The organism is Streptomyces sp. NPDC002574 (genome assembly GCF_042889545.1).
Classification (GTDB): Bacteria; Actinomycetota; Actinomycetes; order Streptomycetales; family Streptomycetaceae; genus Actinacidiphila.
In genome coordinates this window covers 1-14,570 of the sequence record NZ_JBIARB010000004.1, presented here as the reverse complement: position 1 = coordinate 14,570, position 14,570 = coordinate 1, and the positions used below count along the sequence as shown (strand labels likewise).

The window sequence follows — 14,570 nt, the reverse complement described above, 5'->3', positions numbered from 1 at the left end:
TCAGGTGCCCCGGGCCGGGCGCCGCAGTGTGCTCGCGCGCCCGTGGTGGCGGACGTCACCCGGCTTCCGGGTCGCCGGGGGTGAAGGTCAGCCGCTGGACCTGACCGGGGTCCCCCGCGGGGCCCAGGTCCTTGCCGTTGACGAAGAGGTCGACGGCACCGGCGTTGCCGATGATGAGGTTGACCTTCTTCTTGTCGGTGAAGGTCTTGGCGTCGCCCTGCTCCAGGCTTCCCTGGTACAGCTGCTTGCCGTTGCTGTCGACGGCCTGGATCCAGCTCTTGCCGTTGTCGGCGGTGAGCTTGACCGTGACCTTGTCACCGGGGGCGGCGGCGATGGCGCTGTCGGTCGCCTCCGGGGTGGGGCTGGTCTTGTGGCTCGCGGAGGGCTTGGCGGCGGGGCTCTGCGCGGACGGCTTGCCGGCGACGGGCTGCTTGCCGCTGTCGTCGCCGCCGTTGAACAGAGTGAAGCCGACGAAACCCACGACCGCGACGATGGCCGCCACCATGGCGGCGGTCCAGTTGGGGCGGCGCGGCTCGGGCCGCATCCGCTCCGCCTCGTACAGCGGTGCCACGGGGGTGGGGGACGGGGAACTGCCGTGCTCGGCGGAGAACTGCTCCACCAGGGACTCGGGATCGAGGCCCACGGCGCGCGCCAGCGCGCGGATGTGGCCGCGGGCATAGACGTCACCGCCGCAGCGGGAGAAGTCGTCCTGTTCGATCGCATGGACAATGGGCGGCCGCACACGGGTGGTGGAACTGACCTCGTCGACGGTGAGCCCGGCGTCGATACGGGCTCGGGCGAGGGCACGACCGACCGAGGGACGGTCGTCGGGGGGCGGGTTGCCGATGGACACGGGTGCGCCTTTCGAGCGTGTAGCCACCTGCTGGAGACTCAGTCTAGGGGGGGTTGCAAAAGGTCGGGCAAGCGGGCGGGCGTTGTTTGTCCGCCATCAGGATTGCCGTCGTGACCGGCACCGATGACAGTCGGCCATACGCCTTCCCCTTGCTCTAACTTGACGTACGGGCAGGAGAAACGGTTGCTCTGCGCCCACTTACGAGTGAGCTACGGATGGGCTACGAACGGGCTACGCGCCGGTCTCGCCACGCAGGACCGCGAGCACCCCGTCCATCTCGTCCGGTTTGACCAGCACGTCGCGGGCCTTCGACCCCTCGCTGGGACCGACGATCCCGCGGGATTCCATCAGGTCCATGAGCCTGCCCGCTTTCGCGAAGCCGACACGCAGTTTGCGCTGGAGCATCGACGTCGAGCCGAACTGGGTGGAGACCACGAGCTCCGCGGCCTGGCAGAGCAGGTCGAGGTCGTCGCCGATCTCCTCGTCGATCTCCTTCTTCGGGCCCGCACCGACCACGACGTCCTGCCGGTAAGAGGGCGTCAACTGCGCCTTGCAGTGCTCGACGACGGCGTGGATCTCCTGCTCGGTGACGAACGCGCCCTGCATGCGGGTCGGCTTGTTCGCGCCCATCGGCAGGAACAGCCCGTCACCCTTTCCGATGAGTTTCTCGGCGCCGGCCTGGTCCAGGATGACCCGGCTGTCGGCGAGCGAGGACGTCGCGAACGCCAGCCGCGAGGGCACGTTGGCCTTGATGAGGCCGGTCACCACGTCGACGGACGGCCGCTGGGTGGCCAGCACGAGGTGGATGCCGGCCGCGCGGGCGAGCTGCGTGATGCGGACGATCGCGTCCTCCACGTCGCGCGGCGCGACCATCATCAGGTCCGCGAGCTCGTCCACGATCACCAGCAGGTAGGGGTACGGGGACAGCTCGCGCTCGCTGCCCTCCGGCGGCTTCGCCTTGCCGCTGCGCACCGCCGCGTTGAAGTCGTCGATGTGCCGGAAGCCGTAGGCGGCCAGATCGTCGTACCGCAGGTCCATCTCGCGCACCACCCACTGCAGGGCCTCTGCGGCCCGCTTGGGGTTGGTGATGATCGGCGTGATGAGGTGCGGGACGCCCTCGTACGCGGTGAGCTCCACGCGCTTGGGGTCGACCAGCACCATGCGCACCTCGTCCGGGGTGGACCGGGCCAGCACCGAGGTGATGAGGCAGTTGATGCAGGAGGACTTGCCGGAGCCGGTGGCGCCCGCGACGAGGATGTGCGGCATCTTCGCCAGATTGGCCATCACATAGCCGCCCTCGACGTCCTTGCCGAGGGCCACCGTCATCGGGTGCTCCTCGCCGGCGGCGTCCGCCGACCGCAGCACGTCACCGAGGTTGACCATCTCCCGGTCGCTGTTGGGGATCTCGATGCCGACCGCGGACTTGCCGGGGATCGGGCTGATGATCCGCACGTCGGGGCTGGCGACGGCGTACGCGATGTTCTTGGCGAGCGCGGTGATCCGCTCGACCTTGACGGCCTGGCCGAGTTCGACCTCGTACCGGGTGACCGTCGGGCCGCGGGTGAAACCGGTGACGGCAGCGTCGACCTTGAACTGCGAGAAGACGCTCTTCAGCGACTCCACCACGGCGTCATTGGCCGCGCTGCGGGTGCGGCCGGGGCCGCCGCGCTCCATCAGGTCCAGGGAGGGCAGCGAGTACGTGATGTCGCCGGACAGCTGCAACTGCTCGGCGCGCGGCGGCAGGGGCTGCCCGGCGCCCGGCGCCGCCTTCTTGGTGAGGTCCGGCACGGAGGGCCCGGACGTGTCCTCGGTGGTCTCGTTGTCCCGGGCCTGCGGCACCGACTGGTGCACCAGGTCCGCCACGACCGACGAGCCGGGGACGCCGTAGGTCAGCGCGCCGTCGAGGTCCGCGGCGACGCCGTAGGCCAGATCGACCGTGCCGAGGCCGCCGGGCGTCAGGTCGGGCAGCGGCGGTTGCTCCGGGCGGCGCCGGCCGCGCCGCCGCAGCGAGCTCTCGCCGGGGCCGGCGGCGGGCTCGTCGTCGAACAGGTCGCCCAGCGGGACCGCGTCCTCGTCGACCTCCTCCTCCGGCTGCACCTCGACCAGGCCGAGCCGCATTCCGGCCTCCCGCAGGCGGCGCGGGATCGCGTTGACCGGGGTCGCGGTGGTGACCAGCAGCCCGAAGAAGGTCAGCAGCGCCAGCAGGGCGACCGCCAGCGGGGACCCCACGGTGTAGCGCAGCGGCGCGGAGGCCGCCCATCCGATGAGCCCTCCCGCGTCGCGGATGGCGTCGGCGCCCTGGCCCCGGCCCGGGGAGCCGCAGCCGATGTGCACCAGGCCGAGCACACCCACGGCGAGCGTGGACAGGCCGATCACGATCCGCCCGTTGGCGTCCGACTGCTGGGGGTGGCGCATCAGGCGCCACACGACGGCCCCGAGGAGGACGGGCACCAGCAGGTCCAGCCGGCCGAACAGCCCGGTGATCAGTATCTCGACCAGGTCGCCCACCGGACCGTGCAGATCGGACCAGGTGCCGGTGGCGACGACCAGGGCGAGGCCGAACAGCAGCAGCGCCAGCCCGTCCTTGCGGTGCGCCGGGTCGAGACCGCGCGCACCCCGGCCCACGCCCCGGAAGAGCGCGCCGACGGTGTGCGCCAGGCCGAGCCACAGCGCCCGGGTGAGCCGGTAGACGCCCCCGGTCGGCGAGGGCGCCGGCTTGGGCGCGGGCTTGGCGGGTGCTGCCGCCTTCTTGGCCGGGGCCTTCTTGGCGGGTGCCTTCTTCGCCGCCGGCTGCTTGGTGGCGGCCTTCTTCGCCGCGGGCTTGGCCGCAGGTTTGGCGGCAGCCTTCTTCGCGGTGCCGGACGTACGTGGGGCCATGGTGCGAGGTTACCGTTCCGTCCCGTGCGCGACACCCGTGGCCACAGATACGCCCGTTCGTGTCGCGCCCCGGACGCACCAAGGGTGACGAGGCGTCAAGGTGCCAACAGTGGTCACTCTTGCGAGGGGATCTTCTTGTCACCGGAGCCCGTGCCCGGCTCCAGCGCGTCCAGCGCCCGGCGCAGTCCGGTCAGCTTGCGCTCCAGATGGGCGGCGGTCGCCACCGCAGCCGCGTCCGCCGACTCGTCCAACTGCTTGGAGAGCGCCTCCGCCTGCTCCTCCACCGCCGCCAGCCGCGCGGACAGCTCGGCGAGCAGGCCCACCGGCTCCTTGGCGCCGTTGGCGCCCTGCCGCGAGCCCTGCTCCAGCTGCAGGCGCAGCAGGGCGGCCTGCTCGCGCAGCTGGCAGTTCTTCATGTAGAGCTCGACGAAGACCGAGACCTTGGCCCGCAGCACCCACGGGTCGAAGGGCTTGGAGATGTAGTCGACCGCGCCGGCCGCGTAGCCGCGGAAGGTGTGGTGCGGACCGTGGTTGATCGCCGTGAGGAAGATGATCGGGATGTCCCGCGTGCGCTCCCGGCGCTTGATGTGCGCCGCGGTCTCGAACCCGTCCATGCCCGGCATCTGGACATCGAGCAGGATCACCGCGAAGTCGTCGGTGAGCAGCGCCTTGAGCGCTTCCTCCCCGGACGATGCCCGCACCAGTGTCTGATCGAGCGCGGAGAGGATGGCCTCCAGCGCCAGCAGATTCTCCGGCCGGTCATCGACCAGGAGGATCTTGGCCTTCTGTACCATGGCCCGCCCTCCTCGTCCCGGCACTGCACCGGGTGCCGCCCCCATGGACGACTCCTGAGCGCCGTCCGTCCTTGTGCCGGTCATGGTAGCCGCACCCCGCTGTCCGCCACACCCTGTCACCGCCATGTCACTGTGCACGTAGCAGAAACGCAAGCGGGGACCAGAAGGTTCCCTGTTTCCCGCACCCTCACACCTCCGCGACCACTCCGTGTCATGACCCCGGCCGGTCGCCCCGCCGCGGTGACCGCCATGGGGGCGGTCACCGCGTCCGTCGTCCGACGCCCCGTCACCGCGCTTGCATCCACTGCTCCATCACCGCGAGGAGGTGGTCGGTGTCCACCGGCTTGGCGACGTAGTCGGACGCACCGGACTCGATGCTCTTCTCCCGGTCGCCCTTCATCGCCTTCGCCGTGAGGGCGATGATCGGCAGCCCCGCGAACTGCGGCATCCTGCGGATCGCCGCGGTCGTCGCGTACCCGTCCATCTCCGGCATCATGATGTCCATCAGGACGACCGCGACGTCGTCGTGCTGCTCCAGCACCTCGATGCCCTCCCGGCCGTTCTCGGCGTACAGCACCGTGAGCCCGTGCTGCTCCAGCACGCTGGTGAGGGCGAAGACATTGCGGATGTCGTCGTCGACGATGAGCACCTTCTCACCGCTGAAGCCGCCCGCGAAACCGGTGTACGCGTCGCTGTGCGCCCCGTCCACCCACGACTCGGCCGGCGGCGGCTGCCGGTCCGGCTGACCCGTGGCCGCCATGGGCCGCTCGGTGAGGGCCGAGCGGCGGCGCAGCCGCGCCAGGCTGCTGCCCGCGCCGCCGCGGCGCCCGCCGGTGTGCGTGGGGGCGGTGCCGCGCAGCGGCTCCGCGTACCCGTCCGGCTCGGCGAAGGCCTCGCCGGGCGGGAGTTGCGCGTAGCCGTGCGGCGGCAGTTCACCGCTGTTGAGCGGCAGGTAGAGGGTGAAGGTCGAACCGCGGCCGGGCTGACTGTCGGCGTGGATCTCGCCGCCGAGCAGCCGAGCGATCTCCCGGCTGATGGACAGGCCCAGGCCCGTACCGCCGTACTTGCGGCTGGTGGTGCCGTCCGCCTGCTTGAACGCCTCGAAGATGACCCGCATCTTGCTGGCCGCGATGCCGATGCCGGTGTCGGTCACCGAGAACGCGATCAGCGGCTCGTCCGGAGCCCGCAGCGAACCGGACTCCAGGAGCTGCTCCCGGATCGCCTGCGGCGCCTCCGGGCCCGCCGGGCGGATCACCAGCTCCACCGAGCCGCTGTCGGTGAACTTCACCGCGTTGGACAGCAGGTTGCGCAGCACCTGGAGCAGTCGCTGCTCGTCGGTGTGCAGCGTCGCGGGCAGTTCCGGGGAGACCCGGACGGAGAAGTCCAGGCCCTTCTCGGCGGTCAGCGGCCGGAAGGTCGCCTCGACGTAGTCCACGAGCTGCACGAGCGCGATCCGGGTCGGGCTGACGTCCATCTTGCCCGCCTCGACCTTGGACAGGTCGAGGATGTCGTTGATCAGCTGGAGCAGGTCGGAACCGGCTCCGTGGATCGTCTCGGCGAACTCGACCTGCTTGGGCGACAGATTGCCCTCGGCGTTGTCCGCGAGCAACTTGGCCAGGATCAGCAGCGAGTTGAGCGGGGTGCGCAGCTCGTGCGACATGTTGGCCAGGAACTCGGACTTGTAGCGCATGGAGACCGCGAGCTGCTCCGCGCGCTCCTCCAGCACCTGGCGGGCGTCCTCGATCTCGGTGTTCTTCACCTCGATGTCGCGGTTCTGGCGGGCCAGCAGCTCGGCCTTCTCCTCCAGCTCGGTGTTGGAGATCTGCAGCTGCTTCTGCCGGTTCTCCAGCTCCGCCGAGCGCTCCCGCAGCTGTTCGGTCAGCTCCTGGGACTGCTTGAGCAGGTACTCGGTCTTGGTGTTGACGCTGATGGTGTTGACGCTCACCGCGATCATGTCGGTGATCTGGCCGAGGAAGTCCTTCTGGATCTGCGTGAACGGCTGGAACGAGGCCAGCTCGATCACCCCGAGCACCCGGTCCTCGAACAGCACCGGCAGCACGATGACGTGCGCCGGCGGTGCCTCGCCGAGCCCGGAGGAGATCCGCAGGTAGCCCGGCGGCACGTTCTCCACCAGGATGCTGCGCTTCTCCACCGCCGCCGTGCCGATCAGGCCCTCGCCGGGCAGGAACACGGTGGGCATGGTGCGCGGGGAGAAGCCGTAGCTGCCGATCAGGCGCAGCTCGTACTCCTCGACCATGTCCTCGCTGGACGGCTCCTCCGCGAGGAAGAACGCGCCGTGCTGGGCCGAGACGACCGGCGTCAGCTCGCTCATGATGAGGCCGCCGACGTCGTTGAGGTCGCGGCGCCCCTGCATCAGACCGGAGATGCGGGCGAGGTTGCCCTTGAGCCAGTCCTGCTCCTTGTTGGCGAGCGTGGTCTCGCGGAGCCGGACGATCATGGTGTTGATGTAGTCCTGGAGCTCCAGGATCTCGCCCGCCGCGTCCACGTCCGTGCGGATGTTGAGGTCGCCGCGGGTCACCGCGGTGGCCACCTGGGCGATGTTGCGCACCTGACGGGTCAGGTTGTTGGCCATCAGGTTGACGGACTCGGTGAGGTCCTTCCAGATGCCCGAGACGCCCGGCACGCGCGCCTGGCCGCCGAGGCGGCCCTCGGTGCCCACCTCGCGGGCCACCCGGGTGACCTCGTCACCGAAGGCGGAGAGCTGGTCGACCATCGTGTTGATGGTGGTCTTGAGCTCCAGGATCTCGCCGTGCGCGTCGACGTCGATCTTCTTGGACAGGTCACCGCGGGCCACCGCGGTGGTGACCATCGCGATGTTGCGGACCTGACCGGTCAGGTTGGACGCCATGTTGTTCACGGACTCGGTGAGGTCCTTCCACGAGCCGGAGACTCCCGGCACGCGGGCCTGACCGCCGAGGATGCCGTCGGTGCCCACCTCACGGGCGACGCGGGTGACCTCGTCACCGAAGGCCGACAGCGTGTCGACCATCGTGTTGATCGTCTCGGCGAGCTGGGCGACCTCGCCGCGCGCCTCGACGGTGATCTTCTTGGTCAGATCGCCGTTGGCGACCGCCGTGGCGACGGAGGAGATCGAACGCACCTGGCCGGTCAGGTTGTTGGCCATCAGGTTGACGTTGTCGGTGAGGTCCTTCCAGATGCCCGAGACATCCCTCACCCGGGCCTGGCCGCCGAGGATGCCGTCGGTGCCCACCTCGCGGGCCACTCGGGTCACCTCGTCGGCGAAGGCGGACAGCGTGTCGACCATGGTGTTGACGGTCGTCACCAGGGCGAGGATCTCGCCCTTGGCGTCGACGGTGATCTTCTTCGACAGGTCGCCCTGCGCGACCGCCGTGGTGACCTCGGCGATGTTGCGGACCTGCATGGTCAGGTTGTTCGCCATGAAGTTGACGGACTGGGTCAGGTCCTTCCAGGTACCCGACACGCCCTTGACCTCGGCCTGGCCGCCCAGGATGCCGTCGGTGCCCACCTCGCGGGCCACCCGGGTCACCTGCTCGGCGAACGCCGACAGCTGGTCGACCATCGTGTTGAGGACGTTCTTGAGCTCCAGGATCTCGCCGCGCGCGTCGACGTCGATCTTCTGCGACAGGTCACCGCGGGCCACCGCGGTGGCGACCTGGGCGATGTTGCGCACCTGGGCGGTGAGGTTGCCGGCCATGCCGTTCACCGAGTCCGTCAGGTCGCGCCACACGCCGGCCACACCGGGCACCTGCGCCTGACCGCCGAGCCGGCCCTCGGTGCCCACCTCGCGGGCCACCCGGGTCACCTGCTCGGCGAACGCCGACAGCTGGTCCACCATCGTGTTGATGGTGTTCTTCAGCTCCAGGATCTCGCCGCGCGCGTCGACGTCGACCTTCTGCGACAGGTCACCGCGCGCCACGGCCGTCGTCACCTGGGCGATCTGGCGGACCTGGGAGGTCAGGTTGCCCGCCATGAAGTTGACGGAGTCCGTCAGCTCCTTCCACACGCCGCTGACGCCGTCGACGCGGGCCTGACCGCCGAGCCGGCCCTCGGTGCCCACGTCGCGCGCCATGCGCGTGACCTGGTTGGCGAAGGAGGACAGCTGGTCGACCATCCGGTTCACGGTGTTCTTCAGCTCCAGCATCTCGCCGGAGACGTCCACCGTGACCTTCTGCGACAGGTCGCCGTTGGCGACCGCCGTGGTCACCTGCGCGATGTTGCGGACCTGGCCGGTCAGGTTGCGGAAAGCGGTGTTCACCGAATCCGTCAGGTCCTTCCACAGACCCGCCGCGCCCGGCACCTGCGCCTGCCCGCCCAGCTCACCCTCGACACCGACCTCCCGGGCCACCCGGGTCACCTCGGCGCCGAAGGCCGACAGCTGGTCGACCATGGTGTTGACGGTGTTCTTCAGCTCCAGCATCTCGCCGGAGACGACCACGGTGACCTTCTGCGACAGGTCGCCGTTGGCGACCGCCGTGGTCACCTGCGCGATGTCGCGGACCTGGCCGGTCAGGTTGCGGAAGGCCATGTTCACCGAGTCGGTGAGGTCCTTCCAGATGCCGGCGGCGCCCGGCACCTGCGCCTGCCCGCCGAGCCGGCCCTGGGCGCCGACCTCGCCGGCGACGCGGGTCACCTCGTCGGCGAAGGTACGCAGCGTCTCGGTCATCGCGTTCACGGTCTCGGCGAGCTGCGCGACCTCGCCGCGCGCGCCGATGGTGATCTTCTGCGACAGGTCGCCGTTGGCGACCGCCGTCGTGACCTGGGCGATGTCGCGCACCTGGGCCGTCAGATTGCCGGCCATCAGGTTGACGGAGTCGGTCAGGTCCTTCCACACGCCGTCGACGCCGGCCACCTTGGCCTGGCCGCCCAGCTGGCCCTCGGTGCCCACCTCGCGGGCCACCCGGGTCACCTCGGACGCGAAGGACGACAGCTGGTCCACCATCGTGTTGACGGTGTTCTTCAGCTCCAGCATCTCGCCGGCCACGTGGACGGTGACCTTGCGCGACAGGTCGCCCTTGGCGACCGCCGTGGTCACCAGCGCGATGTCGCGCACCTGCGCCGTCAGCCGGGAGGCCATGGTGTTGACCGAGTCGGTGAGGTCCTTCCAGGAGCCGGCCATGCCGCGCACCCGGGCCTGACCGCCGAGCTTGCCCTCGGTGCCGACCTCGCTGGCCACCCGGGTCACCTCGTCGGTGAACGTGGACAGCTGGTCCACCAGCCCGTTGACCGTGCGGCCGACCTTGAGGAACTCGCCGCGCAGCGGGTGCGCGGAACCGTCCGGACCCTGCGAGCGCAGTTCCATGCGCTGCTCCAGGTCGCCCTCGGCGACCGCCGACAGCACGCGGCCCACCTCGGACATGGGGCGCACGAGATCGTCCACGAGCGCGTTGGAGGCGTCGATGGCTGCCGCCCACGACCCCTCGCACGCCCCCGTCTCCAGGCGCTCCGCGAGCTTGCCCTCCCGGCCGACCACCCGGCGGACCCGGGCGAGCTCACCGGTGAGGTGCTGGTTGCGGTCGGCGACCTCGTTGAAGACGGCGGCGATCTCCGCCATGACGCCGTCGCCGGTGACCGTGAGCCGCTTGCGGAAGTTGCCGTCCCGCATCGACTCCAGTGCGGACAGCAATCTGTGCAGCGCGGCCGAGTCCACCTCGACGGTCCCATTGGTGCGCGAGCGCGCATGCTTCACCCGCGCGGAACCACCCCGCTTCGCCGCGGGTGCCGCGCCGCCTCGCGCCGATGCGCCAGACTCCACCGTGTCCCTCCCGGAGGGTCGACCGAACTGCATGTGCCTGGTTCAGGCATGCCCAGTGTTTCACCATGCCCGCACCCGGCCATAACAGTTCGGCAGCATCGCATATGACCGTCGCCACGATCGGGGCAGGAACACCCCCAACCGGCACACACGTGGTCGCCGGGGGTAAGTAACCTGGCATGCGGTTGCCCACCTTGGGCCGGGCGTACACCTCGAAGTGGGGGCCGGTGGTGACAGTACAGCGGACGACGAATGGTGACGTCCCCGGACAAACAAGGAGATCTGTGATCACGGCGCGCGCAGCGGCCACCTTCGAACCGGTGGGACGCTCGGTCGCCACCGCACGCGCTTTCGTCCGGGACACGCTCCAGGGCTGGGGCTTCGCCGAGGTCGTCGACGACGCCGTCGTGCTCACCAGCGAACTGGTCACCAACGCCGTCGTCCACGCGGGAACCGCCGCCGACGTCCAGTGCCTGCGCTACGAGTCCGCCGTGCGCATCGAGGTCGCCGACCGCTACCCCGAGCGCGAGCTGCCGCTGCACGACGCCAAGAAGCAGATCCACCCCGACCACGAGGGGGGCCGCGGGCTGCTCCTGTGCTCCGCCCTGGCCACCCGCTGGGGCGTGGAGTACACGCCGGCCAACAAGCACGTCTGGTTCCACCTGGACCTGCCCCAGCGCCCCGCGGGCACCCGCTCCGCCGGACCCGCCCTGCCCGTCTCCTCGCTGCCGCTGGCCGACGAGCAGGTCCGCGTCGCCGTCGTCCAGGTCGACCGCAGCGGCATCATCACACGCTGGAACCGGGACGCCGCCGAACTCTTCGGCCACCCCGACGAACAGATCGTGGGCAAGCCGCTCGGCGACCTGGCCGCCTGGCCGCAGACCCCCGGCACCGGCCACGGCATCGCCGAGGCCCTGCGGCTCTCGCGCTGGGAGGGAAGTTACGGCGTCCGCGGCGCCGACGGCCGCATCATGCCGGTGTACGGCACCCACTTGCGCGTCCGCGACACCTCCGGCGAACCCTCCACCGTCTGCCTGCTGGTGCGCGAGGACGCCCGCGCCGTGCTGCAGAACCCCGGACGCAACGTGGTCTCCGCCGACGGCGGCATGGACCGCGGCAAGGCCACCGACCCCTTCGAGTCCTTCATCGGCTCCCCCGCGCCCGACGACCTCGACGGGCTGCTCCAGCGCACCGTGGAACGCGCCCGTGACATGCTCGACGGCGACGCCGCCTACCTGCTGCTCGCCACGGACGACGAGACCGAACTCGAGGTCCGCGCCTCCACCGGCCTCCCCTCGGCCCGCCAGCGCTTCGCCCGCGTCCCCGTCGAGGCCGGCACCGGCCGCTACGGCAGCGCCCGCATGCCGGCCGTCCACGAGGACCTGACGGCCGTTCCCGGCGCCGTCCCGCTCCTCGCCGGCACCGGCATGCGGTCCGTCGTCACCGTGCCCCTCAAGGTCGAGGGACGCCTCACCGGGTCCCTCGGCGTCGCCGCCGAGACCCCCGGCCGCTACAGCAACGAGGAGGCGCTGCGGCTCCAGTTCGCCGCCGACCGCATCGCCCTCGCCGTGGAGAGCGCCCGGCTCACCGAGCTGGAACGCCTGCGCCGGGGCTCGCTGTCCTTCCTCGTCGAGGCCTCCGACCTGCTGGCGGGCACCCTGGAACGCGACCAGACCCTGGCGCTCATGGCCCAGATGACCGTGCCCACGCTGGCCAGTTGGTGCGCCGTCTACACCATCGGAGACCAGTCCTCCGAGCCCGAACTCGCCTTCGTCCTGCACGAGGACGAGGACCGCATCGACGGCATCAAGGCCCTGCTCTCCCGCGTCGCGCCGCCCCAGCCCGATCCCACCCCCGGCGCCCGCATCTGGACCGCGCCGGCGGACGCCGCCCACTCCACGGCCCTGCGCGCCTCCCTGCGCAGCCTCGGCCTCGGCGAGGCGGGACGCCCCGCCACCGGCCCCGGAACGGCACTGGCCACCGCCGCGGCGGTCGGCGGCGAGACCGTCGTGCTGCCCCTGGTCGCCCGCAACCGTGTCATCGGGATGCTGACCCTCGGCAAGGCCGCCGACGAGCGCTTCCGCCAGGAGATCCTGGAGCTCGCCGAGGACCTGTCCCGCCGGGCCGCCCTCGCCCTGGACAACGCCCGCCTCTACAGCGAGCGCACGGCCATCAGCCAGTCCCTCCAGCGCAGCCTGCTGCCGCCCGGCCTGCCCGTCATCCCCGGCGTCGAGGTCGAGGTGGTCTACCGCGCCGCCGGCGAGGGCAACGAGGTCGGCGGCGACTTCTACGACGTCTTCCCGATCCGCGACGGCTGCTGGGGCTTCGCCATCGGCGACGTCTGCGGCACCGGCCCGGAGGCCGCGGCCGTCACCGGCCTCGCCCGGCACGCGCTGCGCCTGCTCGCCCGCGAGGGCTTCAGCGGCCCGTCCGTCCTGGAACGCCTCAACGCGGCCATCCTCGACGAGGGCGCCCGCAGCCGCTTCCTGACCCTGCTCTACGGCGAGTTGTGGCCCCAGGCCGACGGGAGCGCCGAGCTGAAGGTCGTCTGCGCCGGCCACCCCCTGCCGCTGCGCCTGCGCCAGACCGGGGTCGTGGAGCCCGCCGCCGAGCCGCAGCCCCTGCTCGGTGTCATCGAGGACCTCGAACTCGTCGAGCAGAACGTCACCCTCGCCCCGGGAGACGTCCTGCTCTGCGTCACCGACGGCGTCACCGAACGCCGCGAGGGCACCCGCATGCTCGGTGACGACGGCCTCGCCGACGTCCTGGCCACCTGCACCGGTCTCACCGCCGGCGCCGTCGCCGCCCGCATCCAGCGCGCCGTGGAGCGATTCGCCTCCGACGCGCCCTCCGACGACATGGCGATCCTGGCCATGCGCGTCCCGGAGCTGCCCGCGTAGCGGGAGCCCGATCCGCACACAAAAAAGGCCCCCGCCGACTGGCGGGGGCCTTTTCTCAGAGCCCCAATACGGAATCGAACCGTAGACCTTCTCCTTACCATGGAGACGCTCTACCGACTGAGCTATTGGGGCGCGTCGACGTGAAGGATCTTAACCCATGAAGCGCCGGGTTCGGAAATCCGCTCGACGTACGCTCAGAGCAGTCCGCCGAGGGTGTTGCACGCCTCGGCCATCCGCTTCAACTCCTTCTCCGTGAGCCCGGGGTGCACCGGCAGGGACAGCGTCTCACCGGACGCCGCCTCGGTCCGCGGCAGGAAGGAACGCGACCGGTACTTCGGCAGCCGGTGCAGCGGCGTCGGGATGCTCACGTCCGCCCGCACGCCGCGGGAGGCCAGCGCCATCGCGAACGCGTCCCGGTCGGGGCGGCCGTTGCCCGGTATGCGCACCGTGTAGCGGTGGTAGACGTGGCGCGCGCCCGGCTCGACGTACGGCACCAGCACGCCCGTCAGGGCCGAGTCCAGGTACCGGCAGTGGGCCCGCTGGCGCGCGACCGAACCCTCCAGCTTGCGCAGCTCCGCACGTCCGCCGGCGGCCCTGTTGTCGGCCAGCCGGGCCGCCGTGTGGGCGCCGTCCCTCAGACGCCTGACGCAGGCGGCCAGTTCGGGGTGCTCGGTGGTCACCATGGCGCCGTCCGCCAGCGCGAAGACGCTCAGCGCGCCGTACGTGCCGACACGGCGGCCGGCCAGGGTCGCGGCCTGCGCCTGGGTGGCGTCCTCGACGATCGCCAGACCGTGCCGCGCCGCCAGGTCGGCGAGCTGGTCGACCGCGGCGGGGTGCCCGAAGAGGTGCACCGGCAGTATCGCCACCGTCAGCGGCGTGATCGCCGCCGCGACGGCCTCCGGGTCCAGGCAGAACGTCAGCGGGTCGATGTCCGCGAAGACCGGCACCGCGCCGACCAGCCGGACCGCGTCCGCGGTCTCCACCGGGGCGAACGACGGCAGGATCACTTCCTCGCCGGCACCGATACCCAGCGACAACAGCGCGAGGTGAAGAGCGGAGGTCGCGGAATCGACCGCGACAGCATGGCGATCGTCCACCGCCGAGGAGAACTCGTCCTCCAACGCCGCGACTTCAGCACCCTGTTCCAGGAACTGCTGCATCAGGCCCACCTCCACTTGCCCGTCATCGTCAGGATCGCCGTGACCGGTGAGTAGCTGCTGAGCTGAACATGAACAGCGGGTGTTGCCCAAACAAATAGCCGTGCCCCCGGACAGAAGTCCGGGGGCACGGCTGAAGAATTGTTCGGCGGCGTCCTACTCTCCCACAGGGTCCCCCCTGCAGTACCATCGGCGCTGAAAGGCTTAGCTTCCGGGTTCGAAATGTAACCGGGC

The 14,570-nt window shown here is 70.8% G+C and carries 6 protein-coding genes, 1 tRNA gene and 1 rRNA gene; 1 reads left to right on the top strand and 7 read right to left on the bottom strand.

Features of this window, described 5'->3' with window-relative positions; genetic code table 11:
- Positions 1–55 precede the first annotated feature (55 nt).
- The 4 genes from ACFYXS_RS09975 to ACFYXS_RS09960 all read right to left on the bottom strand — a co-directional run bounded on the left by ACFYXS_RS09975 (position 56) and on the right by ACFYXS_RS09960 (position 10,279).
- On the bottom strand, positions 56–853 hold the full coding sequence (locus tag ACFYXS_RS09975) for a helix-turn-helix domain-containing protein (RefSeq protein WP_389245869.1): 798 nt from the start codon (positions 851–853) through the stop codon (positions 56–58).
- 231 nt (positions 854–1,084) lie between these two features.
- Complete coding sequence (locus tag ACFYXS_RS09970) at positions 1,085–3,730, bottom strand: DNA translocase FtsK (protein ID WP_389245867.1); 2,646 nt, start codon at positions 3,728–3,730, stop codon at positions 1,085–1,087.
- Between the two features lie 113 nt (positions 3,731–3,843).
- Complete coding sequence (locus ACFYXS_RS09965; protein ID WP_389245865.1) at positions 3,844–4,524, bottom strand: two-component system response regulator; 681 nt, start codon at positions 4,522–4,524, stop codon at positions 3,844–3,846.
- Between the two features lie 286 nt (positions 4,525–4,810).
- Complete coding sequence (locus ACFYXS_RS09960) at positions 4,811–10,279, bottom strand: HAMP domain-containing protein (RefSeq protein WP_389245863.1); 5,469 nt, start codon at positions 10,277–10,279, stop codon at positions 4,811–4,813.
- Positions 10,280–10,563: 284 nt separating this feature from the next.
- On the opposite strand from ACFYXS_RS09960, the gene ACFYXS_RS09955 reads away from it, so the two are divergent.
- Positions 10,564–13,179 (top strand): SpoIIE family protein phosphatase, encoded by a 2,616-nt coding sequence (locus ACFYXS_RS09955; RefSeq protein ID WP_389245860.1) that lies wholly within the window; start codon positions 10,564–10,566, stop codon positions 13,177–13,179.
- Positions 13,180–13,238: 59 nt separating this feature from the next.
- Here ACFYXS_RS09955 and ACFYXS_RS09950 read toward each other — a convergent pair.
- From ACFYXS_RS09950 to rrf, 3 genes are all read right to left on the bottom strand, one after another.
- Positions 13,239–13,311: transfer RNA gene (locus tag ACFYXS_RS09950), tRNA-Thr, on the bottom strand.
- Positions 13,312–13,373: 62 nt separating this feature from the next.
- On the bottom strand, positions 13,374–14,348 hold the full coding sequence (locus ACFYXS_RS09945) for a DegT/DnrJ/EryC1/StrS family aminotransferase (protein ID WP_389246862.1): 975 nt from the start codon (positions 14,346–14,348) through the stop codon (positions 13,374–13,376).
- A gap of 131 nt (positions 14,349–14,479) precedes the next feature.
- Positions 14,480–14,570 (bottom strand): 5S ribosomal RNA (gene rrf, locus ACFYXS_RS09940); the annotation flags it as partial.

Excerpts from the sequence above, each read along its gene's own strand:
- ACFYXS_RS09970 (WP_389245867.1), bottom strand. The coding sequence starts at position 3,730 with ATGGCCCCACGTACGTCCGGCACCGCGAAGAAGGCTGCCGCCAAACCT.
- ACFYXS_RS09965 (WP_389245865.1), bottom strand. The coding sequence starts at position 4,524 with ATGGTACAGAAGGCCAAGATCCTCCTGGTCGATGACCGGCCGGAGAAT.